The sequence below is a fragment of the Sphaerisporangium flaviroseum genome (assembly GCF_039537005.1).
GTDB lineage: Bacteria > Actinomycetota > Actinomycetes > Streptosporangiales > Streptosporangiaceae > Sphaerisporangium > Sphaerisporangium flaviroseum.
Map to the genome: position 1 here is coordinate 81,412 of NZ_BAAAZR010000002.1, position 24,671 is coordinate 106,082.

The 24,671-nt window shown below is 70.8% G+C and carries 18 protein-coding genes; 12 read left to right on the forward strand and 6 right to left on the reverse strand.

Annotation, left to right across the window (positions count from 1 at the left end; all coding sequences use genetic code 11):
- Positions 1-456, forward strand: a 456-nt coding sequence (locus ABD810_RS06690; RefSeq protein ID WP_344935631.1) for a helix-turn-helix transcriptional regulator, incomplete at its 5' end; no start/stop codon positions are given.
- Positions 457-583: 127 nt separating this feature from the next.
- Here ABD810_RS06690 and ABD810_RS06695 read toward each other — a convergent pair.
- Both ABD810_RS06695 and ABD810_RS06700 read right to left on the reverse strand, forming a co-directional pair.
- Positions 584-2,812, reverse strand: a complete 2,229-nt coding sequence (locus tag ABD810_RS06695) for a M4 family metallopeptidase (RefSeq protein ID WP_344935633.1) — start codon at positions 2,810-2,812, stop codon at positions 584-586.
- Between the two features lie 412 nt (positions 2,813-3,224).
- Complete coding sequence (locus ABD810_RS06700) at positions 3,225-3,842, reverse strand: dTDP-4-dehydrorhamnose 3,5-epimerase family protein (protein ID WP_344935635.1); 618 nt, start codon at positions 3,840-3,842, stop codon at positions 3,225-3,227.
- Between the two features lie 264 nt (positions 3,843-4,106).
- Between ABD810_RS06700 and ABD810_RS06705 the strand changes: the two genes are divergently transcribed.
- Entirely contained in the window at positions 4,107-5,099 is a 993-nt protein-coding gene (locus ABD810_RS06705; protein WP_344935637.1) for an NAD-dependent epimerase/dehydratase family protein, read from the forward strand.
- A gap of 10 nt (positions 5,100-5,109) precedes the next feature.
- Here the strand turns inward: ABD810_RS06705 and ABD810_RS06710 are convergent, their stop codons facing one another.
- Together ABD810_RS06710 and ABD810_RS06715 are read right to left on the reverse strand one after the other, a co-directional pair.
- Positions 5,110-5,883, reverse strand: coding sequence for an ABC transporter permease (locus tag ABD810_RS06710; protein WP_344935640.1), 774 nt, complete (start codon positions 5,881-5,883; stop codon positions 5,110-5,112).
- Positions 5,880-6,587 carry an ABC transporter ATP-binding protein gene (locus ABD810_RS06715; protein WP_344935642.1) on the reverse strand — a complete coding sequence of 236 codons (708 nt, stop codon included), beginning with the start codon at positions 6,585-6,587 and terminating at the stop codon, positions 5,880-5,882. Before ABD810_RS06715 ends, ABD810_RS06710 begins: the two co-directional genes overlap by 4 nt.
- Positions 6,588-6,721: 134 nt before the next feature.
- Between ABD810_RS06715 and ABD810_RS06720 the strand changes: the two genes are divergently transcribed.
- The 3 genes from ABD810_RS06720 (at position 6,722) to ABD810_RS06730 (ending at position 9,823) form a co-directional block, all read left to right on the forward strand.
- Positions 6,722-7,834 (forward strand): sensor histidine kinase, encoded by a 1,113-nt coding sequence (locus ABD810_RS06720; protein ID WP_344935645.1) that lies wholly within the window; start codon positions 6,722-6,724, stop codon positions 7,832-7,834.
- The gene (locus tag ABD810_RS06725) at positions 7,831-8,520 is read left to right on the forward strand and encodes a response regulator (protein ID WP_344935647.1); all 690 of its coding nucleotides are present in this window, start codon (positions 7,831-7,833) and stop codon (positions 8,518-8,520) included. The genes ABD810_RS06720 and ABD810_RS06725 overlap by 4 nt, the downstream gene beginning before the upstream one ends.
- A 142-nt stretch (positions 8,521-8,662) precedes the next feature.
- Entirely contained in the window at positions 8,663-9,823 is a 1,161-nt protein-coding gene (locus tag ABD810_RS06730) for a carboxylate-amine ligase (protein WP_344935649.1), read from the forward strand.
- Here ABD810_RS06730 and ABD810_RS06735 read toward each other — a convergent pair.
- Positions 9,806-11,377, reverse strand: coding sequence for an NAD(P)-binding domain-containing protein (locus ABD810_RS06735; protein WP_344935652.1), 1,572 nt, complete (start codon positions 11,375-11,377; stop codon positions 9,806-9,808). The two genes, ABD810_RS06730 and ABD810_RS06735, sit on opposite strands and share 18 nt — an antisense overlap.
- 488 nt (positions 11,378-11,865) lie before the next feature.
- On the opposite strand from ABD810_RS06735, the gene ABD810_RS06740 reads away from it, so the two are divergent.
- Positions 11,866-12,261, forward strand: coding sequence for a nuclear transport factor 2 family protein (locus ABD810_RS06740; RefSeq protein ID WP_344935655.1), 396 nt, complete (start codon positions 11,866-11,868; stop codon positions 12,259-12,261).
- A 132-nt stretch (positions 12,262-12,393) separates the two neighbouring features.
- Here ABD810_RS06740 and ABD810_RS06745 read toward each other — a convergent pair whose 3' ends face one another.
- On the reverse strand, positions 12,394-13,089 hold the full coding sequence (locus tag ABD810_RS06745; RefSeq protein ID WP_344935658.1) for a carboxymuconolactone decarboxylase family protein: 696 nt from the start codon (positions 13,087-13,089) through the stop codon (positions 12,394-12,396).
- A 252-nt stretch (positions 13,090-13,341) separates the two neighbouring features.
- On the opposite strand from ABD810_RS06745, the gene ABD810_RS06750 reads away from it, so the two are divergent.
- The 6 genes from ABD810_RS06750 to ABD810_RS06775 all read left to right on the forward strand — a co-directional run bounded on the left by ABD810_RS06750 (position 13,342) and on the right by ABD810_RS06775 (position 24,670).
- Positions 13,342-13,554: an acyl-CoA carboxylase subunit epsilon gene (locus ABD810_RS06750; RefSeq protein WP_344935661.1), complete on the forward strand. Its 213-nt coding sequence runs from the start codon at positions 13,342-13,344 to the stop codon at positions 13,552-13,554.
- A 189-nt stretch (positions 13,555-13,743) separates the two neighbouring features.
- Positions 13,744-14,733: a DUF1702 family protein gene (locus ABD810_RS06755; protein ID WP_344935664.1), complete on the forward strand. Its 990-nt coding sequence runs from the start codon at positions 13,744-13,746 to the stop codon at positions 14,731-14,733.
- A gap of 223 nt (positions 14,734-14,956) precedes the next feature.
- Entirely contained in the window at positions 14,957-15,916 is a 960-nt protein-coding gene (locus ABD810_RS06760) for a DUF1702 family protein (protein WP_344935667.1), read from the forward strand.
- Positions 15,913-17,880: a CRTAC1 family protein gene (locus ABD810_RS06765; protein ID WP_344935669.1), complete on the forward strand. Its 1,968-nt coding sequence runs from the start codon at positions 15,913-15,915 to the stop codon at positions 17,878-17,880. The genes ABD810_RS06760 and ABD810_RS06765 overlap by 4 nt, the downstream gene beginning before the upstream one ends.
- 5 nt (positions 17,881-17,885) lie before the next feature.
- Positions 17,886-18,872: an enediyne biosynthesis protein gene (locus ABD810_RS06770; RefSeq protein WP_344935671.1), complete on the forward strand. Its 987-nt coding sequence runs from the start codon at positions 17,886-17,888 to the stop codon at positions 18,870-18,872.
- Positions 18,869-24,670, forward strand: coding sequence for a type I polyketide synthase (locus ABD810_RS06775; RefSeq protein WP_344935673.1), 5,802 nt, complete (start codon positions 18,869-18,871; stop codon positions 24,668-24,670). Before ABD810_RS06770 ends, ABD810_RS06775 begins: the two co-directional genes overlap by 4 nt.
- Position 24,671: the final 1 nt, after the last annotated feature.

Consider the following 24,671-nt stretch of genomic DNA (forward strand, 5'->3'; position numbering starts at 1 on the left):
GCCGCCGCGGAACGTCGGCATGCCGACGCCGCCTGCCTCTTCGCGCGGGCACGCGAGGCCTACGCCGTCCTGCCCCAGCCGTACGCGGCGGCGCGCGCGGGGGAGGGCGAGGCGCGGGCCCGGCTCGCTCTGGGGGACGGCGGCACGGCGGCGGCCTTCACCGGGCTCGCCGAGCGGTTCGGGGAGCTGGGCGCCACCCACGACGCCGCCCGCTGCAGGCGCGTGCTGCGCGACATCGGCGCGGAGTGCCGGCTCCCGCGTCCTCGGAAGAGCGGTTCGAGCGGGCTGTCACAGCGGGAGAGGGAAGTGGCCAGGCTCGTCGCGCTCGGCCGTACCAACCGGGAGATCGCCGACGTGCTCTTCCTGTCCACGCGCACTGTCGAGACCCACGTCGCCACCGTGCTGCGCAAGCTGGGCGTGCGGTCACGGACCCAGGTCGCCCAGCCACCCGCCTGAACGCGGCAGCCGATCGTCTGAACGCGGAAGCCGCCTGCCTATACGCGGGAGTCACCCGCCTGGTCGCCGGGGACAAGGCGAACCCCCGGGACCAGGGCATGGTCCCGGGGGCCGGTGGCGATGCGGCTCAGACCGTGATGGTCCACGAGTCGAGGAAGCCGGTGTCCTGCAAGTACTGGTCGCTGACCTCCAGGATCCACTGGCCGGCCGCCGCCTGGGTCACCGGGACCGAGTAGGACCGGGTGCCGTAGGAGGTGCAGCTGGAGCCGCCGCTGGTGTCGATCGTGTAGAAGGTGCCGTTCGGGCCGCGGAGCCTGATGCGGAGGTCCTCCGCACAGGTGTGGGACATGGTGACGCTCACCTGGACCGGGGACACGGCGGTTCCGGTCGCGGTGGAGGTGATCGGGCTCTGGATCGTCGTCAGGTCGTTGACGGTGTAGTCCGTTCCGTTGGTGAAGGTGCGCCCGCCTGGGCTGCCCGACACGGTCAGCGTGTACGCCGCGGTGTGGGTGGCGCCCGGCCCGGTGCCCGTCACCGTGACGGTGTAGGTGCCGGAGGGGGTGGACGAGCCGGTGCTGATCGTCAGGGTGGCGGAGCCGCCCGAGGTCACCGAGGACGGGCTGAAGCTCGCGGTGGCTCCGGAAGGCAGCCCGGAGGCGCTGAGGGAGACCGTCTGCGCGCTACCCGCGGTGGTCGTCGTGCCGACCGTGGTCGTGGTCGCGGAACCCGGCGCCACCGTGCCTCCGGTGGGGCTCAGCGACATGGAGAAGTCGTTGGTCGACGAGCTGCACGAGGCCTCGCCCGACTGCGCGGGGACGCTGACCGCGTTCCAGGCCGCCTTGGTGGCGGCGCACTCGGGGCTGCTCGCGCCGTACAGCTGGACCGCCGCCGCCAGCGACGCCACCCGGACGTTGGTGTACCTCCACGTCGAGGTCTTGCGCTGGAGCGCGCCCATGAAGATCTTGCCGGCCTTCTGGATGCCGATGCCGGTCACCGAGGAGGGGCCGCCGGAGCAGATGGGGCTGTTCGGCTTGCCGCCGCCGGGCGCGGAGCCCTCGGAGAGCAGGTAGAACCAGTGGTTCAGCGGACCGGCCGCCGCGTGCACCTCGGTGCTGGGGATCGAGGAGGAGTAGCAGTTGGGGTCGCCGGCGAGCGAGGGGTTGTACATGTAGCGGATCGGGCCCTGGCCGACGAGGTTGACCTCCTCGCCCACCTGGTAGTCCGGCGGGTCGTTGGGGTTGTTGGCGTAGGCCTCGGTGAGCGAGCCGAAGATGTCACCCGTGGACTCGTTGAGCCCGCCGTTCTCGTTGCCGGAGCCGGCGCCGCCGGGGGTGGTCTGGAAGATGGCGTGGCCGAACTCGTGCGCCACCACGTCGATCGGCGTGGCCTGGCGGGCGTTGTCCTGCGAGTGGCCGAAGTTGGTGTAGCTGCCGTTCCAGTACGCGTTGACGGCGTTCAGCCCGACGCGGGTGGGGAAGCCTCCGCCGCTGCCGTTGATCCCGTTGCGGCCGAGCCAGGATCCGAGCATGTCCCATTCCCGCTGGACGCTGTAGAGCGCGTCGACGCAGGCGGTCTCCAGGTTGGTCCCGCTGCCGTTGCCCCAGACGTCGTCGGGGCCGGTGTAGGCCGAGCCGTTCTGGCCGCCGCACCTCAGGCCGCTGCGGGTGGAATCGGTCATCGAGTACGAGCTGCCGGAGCCGCTGGTGTTGATGGTGACCGTGCCGTAGTAGTAGCCGTTGCCGGTGCCGGCCTTGACCTCGTCGTAGGAGTCGGCGATCTCGCCGGTGGTCGCGTCGACGAAGACGTGTTGCTTGCTCGGATTGCCCTGGAGGATGCCGGAGACCAGCGCCTCCCATGCCAGGCGTGGCTTGTCGCCCCAGGTCAGGACCACCAGGCGCGGGGCGGCGCTGTCGTCGGCCCGGTCCAGCCTGGTCTTCGCCGTCTCGGTGGCGGTCTCGGCGGACACCGTCGGCGTGGTGGGGACGCCCTGGGGGGTGGCGGCAGTGGCCGCCGCGGTGTCGCGTACACGTCCGTTCGCGTCGGTGACCACGACCGCGTCGCCGCCCACGACGGGCAGGCCCTTGTAGGCGCGCTCGTAGGTGACGGCGTACATGCCCGCGCCCGCGGTGACGGCGGTGCGCTTGTAGGTCTCGCTGGGGCTCAAGCCGAGCTTGTCCAGGCCACTCGCGACCGCCTGGTCGGCGGCTGCGGCGGCGCGCTGCGCCGGGTCGGCGGCGGACGACTGGACCTTGCCGTCGCTACCGGGAGGGGGCTTCGCGGCCGCGGCGGTGGTGGGTACCACCACGCCGGCGATGGTGAGTGCGGCGGTCGCCGCGAGTAGGGCTCTGCGCCTCATGCGCGTTCTTCCTTTCTCTGCCTCCCACGCCGCGTTCCGCGTTGTACGCGGGCAGCCGCGATCGCACCACCGGGAAGCACCCGGTGGCGGACACAGTGGGAGCGGGGGGTGATGAGAGAAATGAATGGTGCTTGCCGCCGGATGACGCCGTTGTGCGGCTAAGCGGGCAGCCCGCTCATCCTGCGGAGATGTCTCCCATGGCTGAAGCGGTGGCTACGGCGGGAGAGCAGGGGGTGTCACTGCACGGGGCTCCTTTTCCGCGAAGGCGGCCGGGGCGAACCGCCTGTTGCCGCGACGCTAGATCAGCGTTCAGGAGTTGAACATCCGTAGCGACATCCGTACATGTACCGAAAAGTGTTGATACGAGATGCGGGGTCGCCGGGTCGTGGAGTCTCCGATCAGCCGGATCGGCTCAGGTGGTCGCGCCCGCGGCGAGTCCGAGCTCCGCCTCCAGCCGCAGGCAGGTGTCGTAGTCCGGCAGCGCGCCGGCGGCCAGCGCCTCGGCCAGGGCCGGGGCGTCGCGGTCCCGGTCCGACACGATCGGTTCCAGCCCATCGGGCAGGGAGATGGCGAGGTCGCGGTCGAACGGCGACACCGCCAGTTCGTTCTCGGCCACGTACTCCACCGACAGCGCGTACGACATCATGCTGCCGGGCTCCAGCGACACGAACATGTGCGCCATGCCAACGGGAATGTAGACCGATCGGAACTCACGGTCGTCCAGCACCACCGAGTCCCACCGGCCGAAGGTCGGCGAGCCGACGCGGACGTCCGCCACGATGTCGAGTACCCGCCCGCGCGGGCAGTGCACGAACTTCGCGCAGCCCGGTGGCGTGCGGCAGTAATGCAGGCCGCGCACCACGCCGGGCCGCGAGAGGCTGCAGCTCAGCTGAGCCACCGACGGCGGCCGGTGTCCCACCGCGGCGGTGAACGACGACTCCTCCAGCACCGAGACGAAGAGACCTCGATGGTCGGGGTACCGCCGCGGGGTGAACGCGACGGCGCCGCCGACGAGATCGTGTGGGGTCATGGTTCCCGCTCTTTCGCTGGATGACGGCCGTCCACCCGTCAGACGACGGGGACCTCGCGCACGTCGAGGATCCATCGTCCACCCGCTTACGGAAACCCCTGCTTCTTCGCGTTGCGGTGCCCAGGCCTCTCCCGGCTCCCGCTTCCGGCCGGGTGTAGGGTCGCCGTCCTGGTCCCTGCGCGAGCCGCGGTCGCGGTCGCGGGAAAAGGAGAGGACCTTGCCTCGGAAGCACGGTGTGAGCGGGCTGTGGGGGGAGCGGACCGGGTGACCCATCCTCAGAGCCGGGCTCGCCCGCTGGTCACCGTCCTGGGCGCGTCCGGTTTCGTCGGATCGGCCGTGGTACGGGAGCTCGCCGGCCGGCCGGTCCGCCTCCGATTGGTATCGCGCGGGCCGGCGACGGTGCCCGTACGATGTGCCGCCGAGGTCGAGCAGCGCCAGGCCGATGTGACCGCCCCCGGCCATCTCCGGGAGGTCCTGCGCGGCACCGATGCCGTGCTGCAGTTGGTGGCCCACTCCGCGGGCTGGCGTGGCGCGGACGAGCACGGTGACAGCGAACGGGTGAACGTCGGTGTCATGCGCGACGTCGTCTCCGTCCTCGGTGCGGAGCGGCGGTCCGGACCGCCGCCCGTCGTGGTCTTCGCCGGTTCCCTCTCTCAGGTCGGCGTGCCCCCGCGCGTCCCGCTGACCGGCGGCGAACCCGACCACCCGGTCAGCACCTATGACCGGCAGAAGCAGGCGGCCGAGCGGGCACTGCTGGCCGCGGCCGCGGACGGCGCGGTGCGCGGGATCTCGCTGCGTCTGCCGACCGTCTACGGCGACGCGCCCCCCGAGCGCCCGCGGGACCGCGGCGTGCTCGCCACCATGGTCCGGCGGGCGCTGGCCGGGCAGGCGCTCACCCTGTGGGACGGAACCGTGACCCGTGACCTGCTGTACGCCGGGGACGTGGCCACCGCCTTCGCCGCGGCGCTCGACCATCCCGGCCCGCTGTCCGGCCGGCACTGGCTGCTGGGAACCGGCCGGGGCGAACGGCTGGGCGACGCGTTCCACGCCGTCGTGCGGCTCGTCGCCGAGCGGACCGGCCGTCCCCCCGTGCCCGTCGTGCGGGTGCCGCCCGCGGACGGGGCCACCACGACGGACCTGCGGCACATGGTGGCGGACCCCGAGGCGTTCCGCTCTGTCACCGGCTGGCGGGCCAGGGTCGGGCTGGACGACGGGCTGCGCCGCCTGGTCACCGCGATCGCGGCCGAACGCGGCTGACACACCGCCGTCAGGTGACGTCGCGCCGGACGCTGACCAGCCGGGCCGCGGCCGCCGCGGCGAGGGCGTAACCGAGGAAGACCAGACCGCCCGCCCACACGGGGAGCAACTCCCCGGGAATGGGCCGGCCGTCGAAACCGACCATCCCGTCACGGCTCCATCCGCTGACCGACTTGGCCACCCCGGTCGGCACCCAGCGGCCGACGGAGGGGGCCAGCATGACGAGGAACCACTCGGCGTAGAAGAACCACAGGAAGGCCACCGTCGTCGCGGCGACCTGGTTGCGGATGAGCGCGCCCAGCGCGGCGCCGAACACCCCCCACAGAGTCGTGCTGAGCACCGATCCGATCAGGACGAGCGGGACTCCGGGCGCGGTGACGGGGTGCCCGGTGGCGGCCAGCAGGATGGCCGTGACGATACCGGTCACGACGGCCGACGCGACTCCGAGCACGAGACCGAGGACGGCGCACGCGAGCAGCTTGGCCGTGATCACCTTGCCGCGCCGCGGTGTGACGAGAAAGGCCCACGTGATCGTCTGATGGCGGTACTCGCCCGCCATGACGACGATGCCGAGGATGAGGGCGAGCAGATAGCCCTGCTGCGCCATGCTGTACGCGTCCTGGACCTTACGGTCGATGGACCCCGATCCGTCGCCGAGCCGCATGAAGACCAGGACGTCGACGACGGCCCACACGACGGAGAAGGCCACGCCGACGGCCCCGAGGGCCCAGACCGAGCGGGTGGCGCGCGCCTTCAGCAGCTCCGCCTTCACCAGGTTGATCATCGGGTCTCCTTGAGAAGTTCGAGGTAGGTCTGCTCCAGCCCGGCACGCGCGCCGACCAGCTCGTCGACGGTGCCTTCTGTCACCAGCCGCCCGCCGTTGATGATGATCAGGTCGTCCGCGGTCTGCTCCATCTCGGCCAGAAGGTGGCTCGACAGCAGCACGGTGCGCCCCTCGGCCGCCAGGTCGCGCAGGAAGCCGCGCAGCCAGTGGATGCCCGCCGGGTCCAGGCCGTTGGCGGGCTCGTCCAAGATGAGGACGAGGGGGTCGCCGAGGAGGGCCGAGGCCAGGGCGAGACGCTGGCGCATCCCCAGCGAGAAGCCGCCCACGCGCCGGTCGGCCGCATCCGCGAGGTCGACCACCTTCAGCACTTGGTCGGCCCGGCCGAGGGGGATGCCGGCCGCCGTGCACAGGGCGAGCAGGTGGATCCGGGCGGTACGGCCGGGGTGGAAGGCCGTGGCCTCCAGCACCGCTCCGGCCGTGGCGATCGGTGCGGACAGCCGGGTGTACGGGCGGTCGCCGATCACGGCGGTGCCCGAGGTCGGCTCCACCAGCCCGAGGATCATACGGAGCGTGGTGGTCTTGCCCGCGCCGTTGGGGCCGAGGAAGCCGGTGACGCGGCCCGGCTCGACGGTGAACGAGAGGTCCTCGACGGCACGTACCCGGCCGAATGACTTGCTGAGGTGGGTGACCGTTATCGCTGGCATACGCAGACTGTCGCCCGGGCCGGGGGGCGACGTCGTGATGCCGGGGGTGGGCACCTGAGGTTCCCACCGGGGGTGGAGCTCCGCCCACCCCCGGGTGGAGGCGCCGGGCCGGCACGCGGAGGTACGGTTCTCGCGTGACACGGCAGAGGCGGCCATGGTGGCAGTACGCGATCGGCGCGGTGGTGGCCGCCTATCTGCTGTCCTCTCTGGTCTGGGGCACGATCGACGCCGCGGGCACGCGGGGATGGGCGGGCGGCGGCCTCAACGCCGTCCTGTACATCGCGGCGACGGCGTGCTGTGTCGCGACGCTGCGATGGGGCGGCACGCCGCGTTACGCGGTCCTGCCGGCGGTGGCCACGGTCATCGCGCTGTGCATGGAGGCGCTGACCCCCTACACCGGCGTGGCCATCTTGTTCCTCGTCGTCTGGGTGGCCCCCTTCCGGATGCGGCTGTGGCAGGCGGTGCCGCTCTCGGTTCTCGCCTCCATCGGATTCGTCCTGATGGCGCGGGTCAACTCCCTGCCGAACGACGCGGCCTTCGGGATCGCCACCGGCCTCGGCTGGGCCATGTTCTTCGCCGCGGTCGTCAACCAGCTGGCCGTGACCAGGAGGCAGTCGGCGGCGATGGCGCAGGCCCGGTCGCGCGAGGCCGTGATGGGGGAGCGGCAGCGGCTGGCCCGCGAGATCCACGACATCCTCGCGCACTCCCTGTCCGCCCAGATCGTGCACCTGGAAGGGGCACGCCTGCTGCTGGAGCGCGGGGACGATTCAGGGTCGGCGCTGGAGAGGGTCGACCTCGCGGGTGAGATGGCGCGGGCCGGTCTTGAGGAGGCCAAGCGGGCGGTGGAGGCACTGCGCGGCGACGAGATGCCCCTGGCCGGCCGGCTCGAACGGCTGGCGGGGGAGTTCCGGTCGGTGACCGGCGCGCCGTGCAAGGTGACCGTCTCCGGCGAGCCCGCGCGGCTGCCGCCCGAGGCCCGGCTCGCGGTGATCCGCACCGCCCAGGAGGCGCTGACCAACGTGCACAAGCACGCCTCCTTCGCCGAGGTGGCCATGGAGCTGCGCTGCGGGGAGAGCTGGTGCGAGCTGGAGGTGCGCGACATGGGCGGCGAGCCGGGACGGCTTGCGGCCACGGGCAGCGGTTACGGCCTGATCGGCATGCGCGAGCGCGCCGAGCTGATCGGGGGCAGCCTGCACGCCGGGGCCGACGGGAAGGGGTTCACCGTGCGTCTGCGGGTGCCCGCGTGAGCGGGGAGGCCGCGGCGGATGGCCCCGCCCGCGTGATCGTGGTCGACGACCAGACCGTCGTGCGGGAAGGGCTGGTGCTGCTGCTCGGCCTGCTGCCCGGCATCGAGGTGGCCGGGGCGGCGGCGAGCGGTGAGGAGGCGTTGCGGCTGGTCGCCGGCGAGCGTCCCGACGTGGTGCTGATGGACCTGCGCATGCCCCGGATGGACGGGGTCGAGGCCACCCGGCGGATCCGGGCCGAACACCCCGGTACCCAGGTGGTGGTGCTGACGACCTACTCCGACGACGAGTCGGTGTTCGCCGCGCTGCGCGCGGGCGCGCGGGGCTACCTCACCAAGGACGCGCGCGCCGACGAGATCGCGCAGGCCATCGCGAGCGTGCGCCGGGGCGAGGCGCAGTTCGACCCCGCGGTGCAGAGACGACTGGTCGAGGCGGTCACCCGCGGCCGGCCGCAGGATGACGACCTGCCCGACGGCCTCACCCCGCGGGAGGCCGAGGTGCTGCGCCTGATCGCGCAGGGCGGGTCGAACTCCGAGATCGCGCGCGCCCTCTACATCACGGAGGCGACGGTGAAGACCCACATCAACAAGCTCTTCGCCAAGGCCGGGGTGCGTGATCGCGCGCAGGCCGTCACCTACGCGTTCCGCCACGGTCTCGCCACCATGCCGTCCGCTCCTCCCCGCGGGTGACGTCGCGGTGTTTCTTCAGTAATGCTCATTCGCGGAAGCGATCGGCGTTCTGTTCCCGCGGGAGAAGATCCGAGTGGGTAACGTGGCGTCGTCGACAGAGCACGCCCGCCGGTACGGGCGACTTCCCGAGGCGGGAGCAGGGATGACGGCGACTGTGGATTCACCCCATCAGGTGCCCTTCGATGCGGTCTGCCCGCTGATGGGGGTCGAGGAAGAGTACTTGGTCGTCGATCCGGCGACGAGGCAGGTGGCGCCGCGGGCGGGCGAGGTCGTGGAGCGTGCTGCGGACGAGCTGGGCGAGCAGGTCGGCACCGAGATCACCCGGTTCCAGGTGGAGACCAAGACGACGCCGTGTGCGGGCGTCTCCGACCTGGAGGCGCAGTTGCGGCGGATGCGCGCCGTGGTGGCCGCCGCCGCCGCGGAGCGGGGGCTGGCCGTGATCGCCTCGGGGACGCCGGTGCTGGGCGAGGCGGTCCCGCCGCCGATCACCGACGATCCGAGGTACGCGGTCGGGATCGCCAACTATCGCGCGCTGCACGACGAGCAGAGCATCTGCGCGGGGCACGTCCATGTGCACCTGCCCGACCGGGAGCGCGCCGTGCTGGTGAGCAACCACATCCGGCCGTGGCTGCCCGTGCTGATCGCGCTGATGTCCAACTCGCCGTTCTGGCTCGGCCGCGACACCGGATACGCGAGCTGGCGGACCCTGTGCTGGGGCCGGTGGCCGGTGGCCGGGCCGCCGCCGTACTTCGCCTCGCTCGCCGAGTTCGACGACCTGGTCGGCCGGCTCACCGAGTCGGGGGCGCTGGTGGATCCCGGGACCATCTTCTGGGACGTGCGCCCGTCGGCGCGGCTGCCCACGCTGGAGATCCGGGTGACCGACGTCCCCGCCACGGCGGAGGAGTCCGCGCTGCTCGCCGCGGTGGCACGGGCCCTGGTGCTGGTGTCGCTCGAGCGGGTGGAGGACGGCGACCCGGGGCCTCGGCTGGCGGGCGAGCGGCTGCGGGTGGCGTACTGGCGGGCTGCCAGGGACGGCCTTGACGGGCATGGCGTCGACCCGGTGACCGGCGACCTGCGGCCGGCCGGCGACCTGGTCACGGCGCTGCTCGACCACATCCGCCCGGCGCTGGAGGGAACCGGCGACCTCGATATGGTGACCCGCCGGCTGGAGCGGCTGCGCGCCGCCGGCACCGGAGCGGCCCGGCAGCGGGCCGCCCACGCCCGGCGTGGCCGGCCCGCCGACGTCGTCGACCATCTGGTGGCGCGGCTGGTGGACGGCCCGGATTCACCGGGGCGGGACTGAGGAGGCGTCCGTGGGGAGGTGGCCGGCGAGGAACTCGCGCAGCGGCCGCACGTGCCTCACCGGGTCGCGCCACTGGGCCATCAGGTCTTCCAGGAGATGCCGCTCGGCGACCTGCTCGCGATGCCGCCACACCCGGACGACCGGATGCAGGAACGCGCTTTCGTGCGCCCGCTCCGGGGTCGGATGCCGCTTGATCGCGAACACGTCCGCGTGGTCCTGGCGCCCCCACCGCAGGGTGACCGTGAAGAACAGGGAGTGCCCGGCGAACCGGTCGACGGCGTAGTCCTCGGGCAGGTCCTCGTAGTGCCGGATCTGACCGGTCGCCTCGTCGGCCACGTACACGTCGCACAGGTACTCGAACTGCGTCCACAGCGCCGAGCTGTAGTTCACCCGGTCCAGCATGCTCGCCGTCAGCTGGTCGGGGTCGGCCGGCAGCGCCTCCGGGACAAGGGGTGTCTCGTCGTAGCGTTCGGCGAGCAGGGCGGCCAAGGTGCGCAGGTTGTAGCGGAACCCGTCGATGAAGGCCGACGAGGCCCGTTTGAAGTCGCGGGCCTGCATCAAGGTCCCGGCGAAGTAGAGGCCGTCGACGTTCGTGGACTGGAAGTCGGGGCGGATGGCGGGGATGCGTCCGTTGGGGGCGAGCTCAGGTGTGCAGGAGGCGTCGAAGACGCCGGTGTCCATGGTGAACCCGGTGCAGCGCACCACCACGTCGTACTCCAGCAGCGCCCGCTCGCCCTCGGCGAGCGTGTAGGTGATCTCCGCCTTGAACCGGTCGCCCTCGCGCCGGATCCGGTCGATGCGGCACTCCAGCACGCCGTGCAGGGTCTTGAACCAGTAGCTGTCCAGCAGGGCGCCGTACTGGCCGCGTACGTGCCCGGGGTGCTTGCTGGTCCACGCCAGCCGGACCGGGCTCGGGCTGGCGAGGTGGATGATGGAGGCGTGGCCGAGGATGGCCTGGGCCGTCTCGAACGCCGAGTTGCCCTTGCCGATGATCAATACGCGTTTGTCGGTGAAGTCCACCCCCGAGCTTGAGACGTCCTCGTATCCCACCGCCAGCTCGATGCCGGGAATATCGGGAATGTGTGGCCCACCCCAGCCGGTGGCCATGATCAGGCATTCGGCGCGGAACACCTCGCCCGCCGCGTGCACGGCGAAGTGACCGCCGGTCTTCTCGATCCGCTCGACGGCCGTGGAGAACCGCACGTTGAGCTCGTGCTCCCGCTGGAAGTCCGACAGGTACCGCAGCAAATCCTCCGCGTCCGGGAAGTACTCCTTGGAGTAGCGGGGGAACATCAGGCTGGGCGAGTCGTTGAGCAGGCTGTTCCAGTCCCAGCGCAGGGCGATCTCCGGCTCCTTCTCGCCGGTGTGGACCTTGTTCAGTGAGATCAGCCTGCGGTGACGCGGGAACCGGCGGAAGAACCCGCCCGGGGCGGCCTCGCGCTCCAGCGTGAGGTAGTCCGCGCCGGCCCGCTGCAGGAAGTAGCTGAGCTGCAGGCCGCCGGGTCCGGCGCCGATGATCAGGTAGCGGTGGAGGTGCTCGCCCTGCGCGCTCATCAAGCGGGGACGATGGCGGGTCGGCGGGTCATGGGCGCCCGTTCGCGGTTCGGGGTGGTCGGCAGGCCCGCTCGGGAGGGTAACGCGCTTGGGTGGCTGGCCATGAGTGGTGTCCTTCACGGTCGTCGGGTCCGGCGGTCTCGTCCGCGCCTCCTCAGAGCACGGCAGGCGCCGAGGTTACGCGCTGTGATCAGGCGACGGTGATGCGGGCAGGCTGGCTTCCTCACCGGCGAGGAGAGGCCGCCTCTCAGGCGGTCGTGGCGAACAGATCCATCCGACAAAGGCTCATGTTCGTCATATGGCCGCCCGGCTGTCAATGGCCGGTTTTTGTTGCGACCCTAATCGTCCTTTCTGTCCGTTTCCTTTAGGTCGTTACCCTCACGTGACCTTACGGTAAGTCTGTCCTCACTCCCTTGTTTGCTCAGACGCCCAGGCGTAGCGTCACCGTCGCCCCCCAAAAGATCCGCACCATCTCCAGGAGGCAGTTCATGTCCGAACACCCCAACGTCAATCCAGCCCGCGAGAGTTACGACGCCATCGCCAAGGGTGACCTGGACTACATTCGGGACCACCTGCTCGCCGAGGACGTGGTCTTCCACGTTCCGGGCCGGGGTTCACTGGCGGGTGACCACTCAGGCAAGGCGAACGTCTCAAGCTACCTCGCGAAACTCGCCGAGCAGTCCGGCAATTCGATGCGGTACGAGCCGGAAGTGTTCCTCGCCGACGACCAGTACGTCTCGGTCCTGCTCCGCATTCGCGGGGATCACGATGGAAAGGTGCTGAACGAGCGCGGTGTTCACGTGTTCCGCATCGTCGGCGGCAGAATCGCCGAACGGTGGAGCTTCCCGCAGGACTCCTACGTCATCGACGAATTCTTCTCGTAGTCCCATTCCTTTCCGCGTCCGGCGCTGACGACGGCTCCGGCCGGCCGCCACCCTATCGTCCGATTTCATGGTCACCCGGCCTCCGCCGTCGACGGACCCGAGGTCCGGGTGGCCTTTCTTCCCCATGAACGCTCACGCCTCCCGCTGCGAGTCGGCCAGCACCGCGATGTACCCTCCCGTCATCTTCGCCCGTGCGGCGTAGACGGAGGGATCGTCTGGGGCGAAGGTGGAAAGCCCGTCGACATAGCGGTTGTACATGCAGAACGCCGCGGCTATCAGCACGGTGTCGTGGATCTCCAGGTCCGTCGCGCCCGCCGCCCGTGCATGGGCCACGTGCTGCTTGGTGACCCGCTTGCCCCCCTCCTGGACCGCCCCCGCGATGGCGAGCAACGCCTTCAGCTTGTCCGAGACCGGCGCGGAGTCGAGGTCGGCGCAGACCTGTTCCACCAATGTCATCCCCTCAGGGGCCCGCACCGCCGCGAAGGCGGCATGCGTGAAGAAACAGAACCGGCACTGGTTGAGCGCCGAGACGTAGGCGGCGATGAGTTCGCGTTCTCCCCGGCTCAGCGTGCTTTCTCCGCAGAGCAGCACCTCGGACAGCGCGACCAGGGGAAGAGCCGTCTCCGGGCGGAACTTGAACAGGCCCCGAATTCCCGGTTCATTGGAGTCCAGATCGATATGTGGATCCGGCTCCTGTTCATTTCCCACCGGGACGAGCGGAGGGCGGTGCGGCCACTCGAGTCCGCATGAGAGTTCGCTGGTCCCGGCCAGGTCGGGGAGTTCCACGATGTTATTCCTGCGGACGGGATAGGTCACGGCATTCGTCATTTGATCAGCCCTTTGGTTGTGGTTCCCAATTGTTCTCGCATTACCAACTCTGCGCTTGGTATCGGCCCCGTAGACAGGGTTCTCGCAGTCAGCAAGCTGCCCGGCCTTACCCGCTTCCTGCCACGCCGATCCCTTGACCGGTGGCGCCCGGCCGTTCCGAGATGCGCATTCAAGAGGTTGCGTGCTCGTGCTGTGCGGGTGACCCTCAGGAGGACGGCGACCACGATCTGGAGGCGTGACGTGGCGCAAAGCGTGTTCTTGAGAGTGCTACGCGGGAACCCGACGCCCGAGGAATTGGCGGCGCTCATAATCGCCCTCACCACACTCGCCGCGTCGGCCGCCGCCGAGCCGGCGCCCGAGGAGGCGGCCACGTCCGCCTGGGTCGAGGGCTCTCGTGCCTCGCGTCAGCCGGTCACGCCGAGTGCGGGCTCCACCGCCTGGCGGATCAGCGGGATGCCTCGATAGCCCCATCGGACGCCGACCGAAGCCTCCGCTCACGCGAGGGCTTCCGACGCCCGGGTAAGGCCGATCACTCCAGACGCCTCATAGCACCGCAATACGAAAGATGTGCCTAAACAAGTCGGTATATGACCATGAAATAGCCCAGTTGGTGCCCGTTACGCCATCAGCTGACGGCGAACGACAAGGAGCGTCATGCCTACCCTGATCGGTTCCCTGCGCAGGCTCGTCTTGACCCCATCGCTGGCCGACGTGACTTTCGGCGTGCGCGGCTTTCCGGTCACGCCATCGGACGCCACCCGCCATCTGGAGGCCATTCCCCAGGCGGTGATCTGTGGATTCGAGTGGGGAATCGACGCGCGCGACCAGTGGGAGGTCGAGCGCCGGTTGAGCATGGTCGATCAGGAGCTGCGCGGTTTCGCCTACGAAGGGGCGACGATGGCGTTCACCATCGTCGACGCCATGGGCGGGGGCCGCGGCCACCGCACCCGCGACCTCCTGCTCGGCCCCGGGCAGCCCCACATCTTCCTCACCTACATCGGAATCGGTTTCGCCATGGCGCGGCTGCCCCGGCCGCTGTGGAAGAAGATCATGCCGGACCTGAGCGGGTCGGCGTACTACCCGACGATGAGCTGGCTGGCGGTCGACGGCTACGGCTTCGACCGCGCGTACTTCGAGACCCGGCGCTGGGTCGACGAGCAGCGCGTCCCGTCGCCCTACGCGTGGGAAGGCTCGCCCGACTACTTCCTGCGGGCGGTCGACCAGGGCATCGGCCGCGCGCTGTGGTTCATCCACGGCGGGCAGGTGCCCGACGTCGCAGCCAGGGTGGGGAGCTTCGCGGCCCACCGGCACGCCGACCTGTGGAGCGGAGTCGGCCTCGCCGCGACGTTCGCCGGCGGCAGCGACGCCGGCGGCCTGGACGCCCTTCGCCATGCGGCGGGCGACCACCACCCCGAGCTGGCACAGGGTGTGGTCTTCGCGGCCAAGGCGCGCGACTTCGCGGGCTTCGTGCCCGAGCACACCGAGACCGCCACGGCCGTCCTCGCCGGGCTCTCCGTGGAGGCCGCCGTCGCGCTCGCCGACGCCACCGCCGTGGAGTCCGCCGGGTCCGAGCCGGTCCCGGCGTACGAACTGTGGCGGCGTGGGGTGCGCGCGCACTTCAGCGCGGACCGTGTCCTGAGCTGACGCCCCCGCCGGAGAACGGCGACCACGATCCCGCCTCGGCGGGATTCCTTTTGGCCGGACGGTCTTTATCGGCATGCCCGGATAAGTAATGCGCTCGTTCTAGTGAGCACGTTTGAAGTGGACCAGAAGTCAACCCATATGGCTACATCTAAGTAAAAGATTTCCCGCGGACAAGGGGAAACCCGGGGGGAGGGAGAGGCAATTGGCCAGCGTTCTACGGTCGTTGAGGCGCCGTATTATCACACCTAACGTCTCGGAGACGAAGCTCGCGACACGTGGTTTCCATGTGAAGAGTCCGGAGTCCCGGGATTTGCTGGAAACGGTCGGCGAGATGTTTCTGACCGGCTATGCCTATGCGGCGGAGTCGCGTACGCCTGCCGAGGCCGAGGAGCGTCTGGAGCAGATCCCGCGCCGTTTCCGCGGCTTCGCCTACGAGGGCGCGGGCATGGGCTTCGCCGTCCTGGACGCGACCCCGCTGGCGAGCGGTGGCAAGGTCGCCGGCTTCCTCGCCGGGCGAGGTGACGCCCAGATCTACCTGGTCTATGTCGGCGTCGGCTGGGCGATGGCCCGGCTCCCGAGGTTCCTGTGGTCCAAGATCCACGCGCCGGACCCGCTGCTGCGGTGGCTCGCGCTCGATGGATACGGCTTCCACCAGGCCTACTTCCGCACCGACCAGTACGTACACGGGCAGTACCAGGACCCCCGGTTCCCGTGGCCGGCGGACGCCCCTCCCGGGTACGCCAACCGTGTCATCGACCAGGGCATCGGGCGGGCCATGTGGTTCGTCGGAGGCACCGACGTCGACGTCGTCACCGACATGATCCACAAGTTTCCCGAGTCCCGGCGTGGCGACCTGTACGCGGGCGCCGGGCTGGCGGCCACCTACGCCTGCGGGGCCGAGGAGCAGGAGCTCCGCCGGTTCCGGGAGCGCGCGGGACAGTACCGCCCCCAGCTCGCGCAAGGCTGCGCCTTCGCGGCCGAAGCCCGGGTGAGACCGGGGCTGGTGGTCCCCGCGACGGAGATCGCGACAGAGGTTTTCTGCGGCGTGACGCCGGAGCAGGCGGCGCGGATCAGCAATGAATCCCGCCCCGACCAGCCGATTCAGGGCGATGTGCCGGCCTATGAGGTGTGGCGCCGACGTATCGCCGACCAATTTGTCTCTCTTGGAGGTGTTAGCCCGTGACTGCGACCCTTGGATGGCTGCGCAGGCAGCTACCGGGAATCGTCGCCCTCGTGCTGGTCACGAGCGTCTTCTTGATCGCCCGTCTGCCCTCGTACTCCGCGGCCGAAACGACGAACATCGCTGGCAAGTTCGCGTTCAAGCCGCTGTCCATATCGCTCCCGGGCGGGCACGCGCAGCAGACGATCCGCAAGGTGAACCAGGACTACAAGCACATCGACGCCTGGATCTCCTCTGTTGGCGCGGCGATCGCGATGAACGACCTCGACGGCGACGGACTGTCCAACGACCTGTGCCTGGTCGACACCCGTACCGACCAGACCGTGGTGACGCCGACTCCCGGCGCGCGCAGCGACAGGTACGCCTCGTTCGCGCTGAACTCCGGCACGCTGCCGGTGAACGACCACATGGCGCCCATGGGCTGCGTCCCCGGCGACTACAACGAGGACGGCCGCATCGACCTGCTGGTCTACATGTGGGGCCGCACGCCGATCGTCCATCTGGCCAAGCCCGGCGCCACCAAGCTGGACGCCAACGCCTACCAGGCGACGGAGCTGGTCCCCGGCGCCAACTCGAGCGGCGGCGAGTACAACGGCCCGCAGTGGAACACCAACGCCGCCACCGTCGCGGACTTCGACGGTGACGGGCACGACGACATCTTCATCGGCAACTACTTCGCCGACAGCCCGGTGCTGGACTCCACGGTCAGCGGCGGGGTCCACATGAATCACTCCATGTCCGACGCCCACAACGGCGGCGAGGACTACTTCTTCCGCTGGACCGGTGCCACCTCCGGTGCGACCCCCTCGGTCACCTACCAGAAGCTCGACAACGTCCTCCCGGACTACGCCTCCAAGGGCTGGGAGCTCGGCGCCGCGGCCAACGACCTGGACGGGGACCTGCTCCCCGAGCTGTACCTGGCCAACGACTTCGGCCCGGACCGGATGTTCTACAACCGCTCGACGCCGGGCCAGATCAAGCTGTCGCCCGTCGAGGGCGTGCGCACGCCGCTGATCCCCAAGTCCAAGACGGTCGGCCACGACTCGTTCAAGGGCATGGGCCTGGACTTCGGCGACCTGAACCACGACGGCATCTACGACATGTTCGTCAGCAACATCACCACCTCGTGGGGCATCGAGGAGAGCAACTTCCAGTTCGTCTCGACGGCCAAGGACCAGGCCGACCTTCGGGCGAAGCTGCGCGCCGGCGAGGCGCCGTGGGTGGACAAGAGCGGTCCCGCGGGCACGGCCTGGTCCGGCTGGGGCTGGGACGTCAAGATGGAGGACTTCAACAACAGCGGTGAGCTCACGATCGCCCAGGCCACCGGGTTCGTGAAGGGACAGATCGACCGCTGGCCGCAACTCCAGGAGCTGGCCACGGCCAACGACCAGTTGCTGCAGAACCCGTTCTGGTGGCCGAACGCCCAGGCCGGTGACGACATCGGTGGTCACCAGACCCTGCACTTCTTCGTCAAGGGCCCGACGGGCCGCTACGTCGACCTGGCGCCCCAGCTCGGCCTGGCCATCCCGGTGCCCACGCGCGGCATCGCCACCGGCGACTCCGACGGGGACGGCCGCGTGGACTTCGCCGTCGCACGGCAGTTCGACGCTCCGGTCTTCTACCAGAACCAGAGCCCGTCCACCGGCGCCTTCCTGGGTCTGAAGCTCACCCGCGACGCCTCCCCCGTCACGGGGACCCTTCCCGCCGCGGGCTCACCGGTCACCGGCGCGCAGGTCAAGGTCAAGACGGCGGACGGCCGCTCGTTCATCGCCCGCGTCGACGGCAGCAGCGGCCACTCCGGCCGGCGGAGCACCGACGTCCACATCGGGCTCGGCCAGAACGTCAACGGGCCGGTGCAGGTGAGTCTGTGGTGGCGCGACCGCACCGGACAGGTGCGCGAACAGCAACTTCAGCTGACCACGGGCTGGCACTCGCTCGTGCTCGGCCAGCAGGCCAAGGAGAAGTGATCGACATGGCTGAGACGAAGCCCAGCGCCCCGCCCCGTCACGACCCGAAGGTCATCATCGCACTGCGCAACTTCGCGATGTCGATCACGGTGTTCAACATCCTCGGCTACACCGTGCTCGGGTTCGAGCAGCCGTGGCTGTGGCCCTTCATCGCCCTGGCGACCGGCTACTCCACCGAGATCGCGCTGGAGTGGATCGGAGCCAAGACAGAGGGGCGCGCGCCCCGGTACGCGGGCGGCGGATTCAAGGGCCTGATGCAGTTCCTGTATCCGGCACACATCACCAGCCTCGCGATGAACATGCTGATTTACGTCAACGACCAGGTCCTGGTCCTGATCTTCGGCGTGGTCGTGGCGGTCGGCGCCAAGTGGGTGCTGCGGGCTCCGGTGAAGGGCCGCATGCGGCACTTCATGAACCCGTCGAACTTCGGCATCGCGGTGATCCTGCTGCTCCTGCCCTGGGCCAGCATCGCGCCCCCGTACCACTTCACCGAGCACACCGACACCTGGTTCGACTGGATCATCCCCGGCATCATCATCGTCGGCGGCACGATGCTCAACGGGAAGCTCACCAACCGGATGCCGCTGATCGCCGGCTGGGTCGGGGTCTTCGCCCTCCAGGCGATCGTGCGCGGCATCTTCTTCGACACCTCGATCCCGGCGGCCCTCGGCATGATGACGGGCGTCGCGTTCGTGCTGTTCAGCAACTACATGGTCACCGACCCGGGCACGAGCCCCTCCAAGCCGGCCTCCCAGGTGCTCTTCGGCGGTGGCATCGCCCTGCTCTACGGGGTGCTCACCGCGGTGCACATCTCCTACGCGCTGTTCTTCGCCACCGCGGGGGTCTGCGCCATCCGCGGCGGGTTCTTCTGGGCGATCCACTTCGTGGACAAGGCCCGCAAGCAGCGTGAGGCCCAGGAGGCGATCCGGGCGATCTCCGAGTTGCCCATCGAGAAGGCTCCCGCCACGCAGAAAGAGGGCGCGCCCGTATGACCAGGATCGCGATCGTCGGCATGGCGTGCCGATATCCGGACGCCGCATCGCCGAAGGAACTGTGGGACAACGCCGTCGCCGGTCGCCGAGCCTTCCGACGGCTCCCCGACGTGCGCATGCGGCTGGAAGACTACTGGAACGCCGACCCGGCCCACCCGGACACCTTCTACGCGCGCACCGCTGCGGTGATCGAGGGCTACGAGTTCGACCGTGTCGGCTACAAGATCGGTGGCAGCACATACCGCTCCACCGACCTGACGCACTGGCTCGCGCTCGACATGGCGGCCCAGGCCCTGGCGGACGCGGGCTTCCCCGCGGCGCAGGGCCTGCCGCGCGAGCGCACCGGCGTGGTCGTGGGGAACACCCTCACCGGGGAGTTCACCAGGGCCAACGTCATGCGCCTGCGCTGGCCGTACGTGCGCCGCACGGTGGCCGCGGTGCTCAAGGAGCAGGGCTGGGACGACGAACGGCTCGCCACGTTCCTGGAGGACCTCGAGTCCACCTACAAGAGCCCGTTCCCGAGCATCGACGAGGACACGCTCGCGGGCGGTCTCTCCAACACGATCGCCGGGCGCATCTGCAACTACTTCGACCTCAACGGCGGCGGCTACACCGTCGACGGCGCGTGCTCCTCGTCCCTGCTCTCGGTGACGACGGCGTGCAAGGCGCTCCTCGACGGTGACCTCGACGTCGCCATCGCCGGCGGCGTGGACCTGTCCATCGACCCGTTCGAGATCGTCGGGTTCGCCAAGACCGGCGCCCTGGCCAAGAGCGAGTTCCGGTTGTACGACCGGCACTCCAACGGCTTCTGGCCGGGCGAGGGCTGCGGCATGATCGTGCTGATGCGGGAGTCCGAGGCCATCGAGGCTCGGCACCGCATCTACGCCACCATCGCCGGATGGGGCATCTCCTCCGACGGCAAGGGCGGCATCACCAGGCCCGAGGTCAGCGGCTACAAGCTGGCCCTGCGGCGCGCGTACGAGCGTGCCGGCTTCGGCATCGACACGGTGGAGCTGTTCGAGGGCCACGGCACCGGCACGGCCGTCGGCGACGCGACCGAGCTCACCGCGCTGTCGCAGGCCAGGTCCGAGGCCGATCCGGCGGCCGGTCGCGCCGCGGTCAGCTCCATCAAGGGGATGATCGGGCACACCAAGGCCGCCGCCGGGGTCGCCGGCCTGATCAAGGCCGCGATGGCGGTGCACGAGCAGGTGCTCCCTCCGGCCATCGGCTGCGTCGAGCCCCACGACATCCTGTCCGGCGAGTCGGCGGCGCTCCGCGTCCTGCGCAAGGCCGAGCCCTGGCCTTCCGGGGCCCCGGTGCGCGCCGGCATCACCGCCATGGGCTTCGGCGGCATCAACACCCACGTCGTGCTGGAGAAGACGGGCGCGAGGCGGCGGGCGCCGCTCTCGACGCGCACCAAAGCGCTGGCCTCGTCGCTCCAGGACATGGAGCTGCTGCTCGCCGACGCCGCCTCACCGGAGGCGCTGCGCGAGCGCGTCGCCGAGCTGGCGGACTTCGTCACGCAGGTGTCGTACGGCCAGCTCGCCGACCTCGCCGCCACGCTGCAGCGGGACCTGCGCGAGCTGCCGTTCCGCGCCGCCGTGGTGGTCTCCTCGCCCGAGGACGCCGAGCGGCAGCTCCGGCGCGTGCTCGCCGCCCTCGACGCGGGTGAGACCGGCCTGTTCGCCCCCGACGGGCGGGCCTTCTACGGCCACGCCGACGGGCCCGGCCGGGTCGGGTTCCTGTTCCCCGGCCAAGGGTCGGGCAGGGGCACCAGCGGCGGCGCGCTGCGCCGGCGCTTCGCCGAGGTCGAGGAGATCTACGTCCAGGCGGACCTGCCCACCAGCGGCGACATGGTGGCGACCGCGGTCGCCCAGCCGCGTATCGTCACCGGTTCGATGGCGGGCCTGCGGGCCCTGTCCCTGATCGGTGTGGAGGCCGACGTCGCGGTCGGCCACAGCCTCGGCGAGATCTCCGCGCTGCACTGGGCCGGATCGCTGGACGAGGAGGCCCTGCTGCGCGTGGCGGGCGTCCGGGGCAAGGCCATGACCGAGCACAGCGCTTCGGGCACCATGGCCAGCGTCCGGGCGACACCCGACACGGTGACCGAGCTGGCCGGCGACCTGCCCGTCGTGATCGCCGGGTACAACGGCCCCGAGCAGACCGTCATCGCCGGGCCGGTCGGCGCGATCGAGGACTTCGGGCGCAGGGCCACGGGCGCCGGCCTTAAGTGGACGCTGCTGAAGGTGTCCCACGCCTTCCACTCGCCCCTGGTGGCGCCGGCGGCAGAGGCCTTCGGCACGCAGATCGCCGAGGAGGAGTTCGGCCCGATCACACGGCAGGTCGTCTCCACGGTGACGGGCGAGGTCCTGCCCGCCGACACCGACATCCCGGCGCTGCTGCGCACGCAGATCACCGACCCCGTCCTGTTCACCCAGGCCGTGGAGGTGGCGGCCAAGGACATGGACCTGCTCATCGAGGTCGGTCCCGGCCGGGTGCTCAGCGGCCTCGCCGCGTCGGTGACCGAGGTGCCTGCCGTCGCGCTGGACACCGACGACGAGTCGCTCACCGGACTGCTCCGGGTGGCGGGCGCGGCCTACGTCGCGGGCGTCCCGGTCGTCCACGAGGAGCTGTTCCACGGCCGGCTCGTCCGGCCCCTGGAGGTCGGCACCGAGTTCACGTTCTTCCAGAGCCCCGTCGAGAAGGCGCCGCAGATCCAGATCAGCGCCGCCGCCCGCCGGGCCGAGGAGCCCCTCAAGGCGGCCCCCGTCGTCACCTCCGGCACGGCGGCCGCCGAGGGGGACGCCGCGGAGTCGAGCATCGACCTGCTGCGCCGCCTGGCGGCCGAGCGGGCCGAGTTGCCGCTCGACATGGTGAGCGAGGACAGCAGGCCGCTGGACGAGCTGCACCTCAGCTCGGTCACGGTGATGCACATCATCGACCAGGCGACCCAGAAGCTGGGCGTGCCCGCTTCCCAGGCGCCGACCAACCTCGCCACGGCGAGCCTGCGTGAGCTGTCCGAGGCGCTCGACGCGCTGGCGGCCAACGCCGGCTCCGGCGAGACCGCCCCGACCACGCTGGTGGCCGGCGCCGCGTCCTGGGCGCGGCCCTTCGCCGTCGACCTGGACGAGCTGCGCCTCCCGGCGCGGACCTCACCCCAGGAGAACGGCCAGTGGCAGCTCTACGCGGCCGGGGACTCCCCGCTCGCCGGGCCGCTGCGGGAGGCGCTCGAAGGCGGCAAGGTCGGTTCCGGTGTGCTGGTCGTCCTCCCGCAGGACTGCGCCGAGGAGCACCTGGAGCAGGCGCTGCTGGGCGCGAAGGCGGCCATCGCCGGTGCGGCAGGCACCCGGTTCGTCGTGGTGCAGCACGACCGCGGCGCGGCCGGTCTCGCCAAGACGCTCCAGCTGGAGGCCCCTCACCTGCGCACCACCATCGTCCACGTGCCCGCGACGCCCGAGGCGGTCGCCTGGGTCGTGGCCGAGGTGGGGTCGACCACCAGGTTCGCCGAGGCGTTCTACGACGCCGACGGCGTGCGCCGGGTGCCGACGATGCGCGCGATGCCGGTACGTTCGGCCCGCACGGAGCTGCCGCTGGACGGCGGCGACGTGCTGCTGGTGACCGGTGGCGGCAAGGGCATCACCGCCGAGTGCGCGCTGGCGGTGGCGTCCGACACCGGTGCCAAGCTGGCCGTGCTGGGCCGTTCCGACCCGGCCGCCGACCAGGAGCTGGCCGACAACCTCCGCAGGATGAGCGACTCCGGCGTGACGGTCCACTACGCACGTGCCGACGTCACCGACGCGGGCGCGGTGCGCAGCGGGATCGCCGAGCTTGAGGCGGCCCTGGGGCCCGTCACCGCGGTGCTGCACGGCGCCGGGCGCAACGAGCCCGGAGGCCTGTCGACCCTCGACATGGCCGCCTTCCGGCGCACCTTCGCCCCGAAGGTCGACGGCCTGCGCAACGTGCTCGACGTCGTCGACCCCGGCCGGCTCCGCCTGCTGGTGTCGTTCGGCAGCATCATCGGCCGTGCCGGTCTGCACGGCGAGGCGCACTACTCCACGGCCAACGACTGGCTGGCCGACCTCACCCGTGAGGTGGGCGAGCGGCACCCGCAGTGCCGCGCGATCTGCATGGAGTGGTCCGTCTGGTCCGACGTCGGCATGGGCGAGCGGCTCTCGGTCGTCGAGGGTCTCGCCGCGAAGGGCATCACGCCGATCTCCCCCGAGCAGGGGGTGCAGATCATGCGGCGGCTGGTGGCCGACCCCGACGCCCCCAGCATCGTGGTGATCAGCGGGCGTACCGAGGGCATCGACACCGTCCGCTACGACCTGCCGTCGCTGCCGCTGCTGCGCTTCGTCGACAAGCCGCTGATCCGCTACCACGGTGTCGAGCTCGTCACCGAGGCCGAGATGAACGCCGGCACCGACCTCTACCTGGCCGACCACCTCCTGGACGGCAACCTGCTGTTCCCGGCCGTGTTCGGCATGGAGGCCATGACGCAGGTGGCCTCGGCGACCATCGGACGCGAAGCGATCCCGGTGATCGAGCGGGCCGAGTTCCTGCGGCCGATCATCGTGCCGCCGGAGGGCAGCACCACGATCCGGGTCGCCGCCACCGTCACGGAGGACGACGACACGGTCGAGGTGGCCATCCGCAGCGCGGAGACCGGCTTCGAGGTGGACCACTTCCGCGCGCGGCTGCGGTTCACCGGTGAGGCGGCGCCGGAGGGCCCGCCGAGCCAGGTCGGTGAGGGCCTGCCGGTCGTGCCGCTGGACCCGGCGACCGAGCTGTACGGCGACGTGCTGTTCCAGGGCGGGCGGTTCCACCGCCTGCGCCGCTACCACAGGGCCGCCGCACGCCACGTCGACGCGGACGTGGCCGCGCTGGAGGCCGGGGACTGGTTCGCCGGCTTCCTGTCCGGCGAGCTGCTGCTCGGCGACCCGGGCATGCGCGACGCCCTGATGCACGGCAACCAGGTCTGTGTGCCGGACGCCACGCTGCTGCCGGTCGGCATCGACCGGATCCACCCCGGCGGCGCCGCGCTGGCGGCGGCGGGTGAGCTGCGCTACTGCGCCACCGAACGGGAGCGCGACGGTGACACCTACATCTACGACATCGCGGTGCGCACACCGGCCGGTGAGGTCGTCGAGCGGTGGGAGGGCCTGCGCCTGCAGGCCGTACGCAAGAAGGACGGCCGCGGCCCGTGGGTGACCCCGATCCTCGGCTCCTACCTGGAGCGCACGCTTGAGGACCTGGTCGGTGTCCGGGTGGCGGTCGCGGTGGAACCGCGTCATCCTGACGGCCCGGACGGCGACGCCGAGCGCCTGGCCCGTACGGCCGTGGCGGCCGGGCGCGCGCTCGGCAGGCAGGTCGAGGTCCGGCACCTTCCCGATGGAGCGCTGGAGATCGACGGCGGCACGACGGTCTCGGCGGCCCACGGCGCGGGCGTGACCCTGTGCGTCGCCGCCGAGGGCACGCTGGGCTCCGGCGTCGCGCCGGTGACCGAGCGGCCGGAGGCCGAATGGCTCGAACTGCTCGGCGCGCACGCGCCGCTGGCCGAGCTGGTCTCCGCGGAGACCGGTGAAGGGCTCGGCACCGCGGCGACGCGGGTGCTGACCGCCGTCGAGTGCCTTCGTGGCGCCGGCCTCCCGCTGGACGCGCCCCTGACCCTCGCTCCGGCGGGACGGGACGCGTGGGCGGTGTTCGCGTCGGGAGGTGTGCGCGTCTCGACGCTCGCCACGACGCTCCGGGACGCCCAGTCCCCAGTCGTGTTCGCAGTCCTCACAGAAGGGCGGTCGTAGG